Below are 2,155 nucleotides of genomic sequence, written 5' to 3'. Positions count from 1 at the left end.
AAAAAATATCCTCCGGGGGTGAATGCGCCTGAAGGCGCAGAGGGGGCGGAAAGCCCCCTGCCCGACCAGCGGTCAGAACGCCTTGAAGGTCATCGTCGTCAGTGTCCGCACAATGCCTGGAATATCAAACAGCGATCCCGACAGAAAATGCCCGACATCCTGACCATCGGGAATATAGATCTTGGCGATCAGATCATATTCACCGCTGGTCGAATACAGTTCCGACACCACTTCGCGGTCATAGATCGCATCGGCCACCTCATAGGTCTTGCCCGGCGTGCAGCGGAATTGAACGAAAACGGCGGTCATGGGTCATCTCCTCATATCACCCGAAACCATAGGCGCGGTGCGGCCACGGAGGCAACCTCATTCCTCCGGCTCCAAGGCCAAGGGTGCCGGTTTTACCGCCAGATCGGCCACCCCGAGCACTTGTTCCGGGCGCGCAAGGCGGTTGCGCACGATCCAGAGCAAGCGCGTTTGCGCACGGGTGATTGCAACATAGGCCAACCGCTTCCACAATGGCATCCCAGCCTCCATCCGGCCCGATTGCGCCGCCGCCCACAGGTCCGGCGCGAACACCTGCACGGTGTCCCACTGGCTGCCTTGCGCCTTGTGGATCGTCACCGCCGCCCCATGCAGGAACGCCGCCCCCATCTTGGCGGCCGAGGGAATGAACGGTTCATCCTCACCCGGTTTTTCGATCTTGATGATGCTCGCGGCTGAAACCTGCGGCTCCTCCGCGCCCACGACATGCAAGCGGGCGAAACCGTCGCGGTTGCCCGGCCCCATGTAGATCACCTGTGCGCCTTTGATCAGCCCGCGCGCCTCCAGATCAATACGTTTCTTGCGGTGCTTCAAGGGCAGTTCAATACCGTCACAGATCAGCGGCTCGCCCGGCACAAGCTCAAACTCCGGCGCGCCATGTGCCGCGCGAAAGGCGGTGATCAAACGGATGCGCGTGGTGTTGCGCCACACCAAGACCGGTGAGCGCGCCATCAAGTCGCTGTCCACCCGCTGCGCCACCTCAACCCTCGGGTCGCGCAGCGCCGCCGCTTCCACCATCCGCTCAAAGGCTTCAAAGCTCAACTCCGGATCGGCCAGAGCATGCGCCAGATCAAGGATCGGGTTCCCCTCCGTCTGGCGGTGGATGCGGTGAAGCTCCAGCCGCCGGGTCGGACCCATCTTGTCAAACACCATTTCACCGGAATTGCCGACCGGGGCCAGTTGGGCCGGGTCACCAAACAGCACGAGACTCGGAAAAATCTCACGCAGGTCATCAAACTGCCGCTGATCCAGCATGGAGGATTCGTCAACGAAGCCGACATCCAGCGGCTCCTCCCGCCGTTTCCAGCCTTTGATAAAATCGCTGCCGCGCAAGCCCGCTGCTGCCAAAGCGCCGGGAATGGAGGCAACCGTGTCGTAAAACGCCTTCGCCCGGTCCAGCGCCAGATCCGTCAGCCCTTCAACCTCCGGCCTCGGGCCATTGCCCGCCAACCATTCGGCAATCTTCTCATATTGTGGGTCATATAGCGGTGTATACAAGATGCGGTGGATCGTGGTCGCAGGCACCCCCCGCAGCCGCAGAACCGACGCTGCCTTGTTGGTCGGTGCCAAAATCGCCAATGTCCGGCGATCCTTGCGGCGTTTGCCCTCATAATCGCCGGAAACGACATCGACGCCCGCCGCCGCCATAGCCTTGTAAAGGCTGGCGAGCAGCATGGTTTTGCCTGACCCGGCCTTGCCGACGACGGCCATCACGCTCGCCTTGCCCTCCAGTGCCGGCGACAGGCTCGCGTTATCAAGATCAATGCCCATACCGCGCATTTGATCCGCAAGCCGGTCCCATGCCTCGGCCTGATCGTCGGAAAATGTAAGCGCCACAGAGTTCATCGCGCGACCATAGCCAAGGCATGGGCGATAGACCAGCAAGGACAGCGCGGATAAGCCCCGCGTGGGCAGGATTTTTGCCCTTCAACCCAAGCAACAGCCCGCCGGTTTCGGCTTGCCGCGAACACCGGGCCAACGCCGCCGGTCACAGGGGTTGCGCGCGCAGCATCGTCACCTGAGAGAGGGCAGTTGCATCAATGCGTGCGCCGCCCGCGCTTTTCTGCCGGATCAAGCGGCAATGCTTCATGTCTTGCGCGGGTCATGGTGG

2 protein-coding genes are annotated in these 2,155 nt (G+C 61.9%); both read right to left on the bottom strand.

The window, feature by feature from the left end:
* Positions 1-72: 72 nt before the first annotated feature.
* Positions 73-309: an Lrp/AsnC ligand binding domain-containing protein gene (locus L0H65_RS18840; protein ID WP_301460732.1), complete on the bottom strand. Its 237-nt coding sequence runs from the start codon at positions 307-309 to the stop codon at positions 73-75.
* A 57-nt stretch (positions 310-366) separates the two neighbouring features.
* On the bottom strand, positions 367-1,890 hold the full coding sequence (locus tag L0H65_RS18835; protein ID WP_301460733.1) for an ATP-dependent RecD-like DNA helicase: 1,524 nt from the start codon (positions 1,888-1,890) through the stop codon (positions 367-369).
* Positions 1,891-2,155 lie beyond the last annotated feature (265 nt).

It is taken from the genome of Pseudorhodobacter sp. (assembly GCF_030452865.1).
Lineage (GTDB): Bacteria > Pseudomonadota > Alphaproteobacteria > Rhodobacterales > Rhodobacteraceae > Pseudorhodobacter.
Note: the sequence above shows the minus strand (reverse complement) of the source record. Positions and strands in the feature narration are given on the sequence as shown.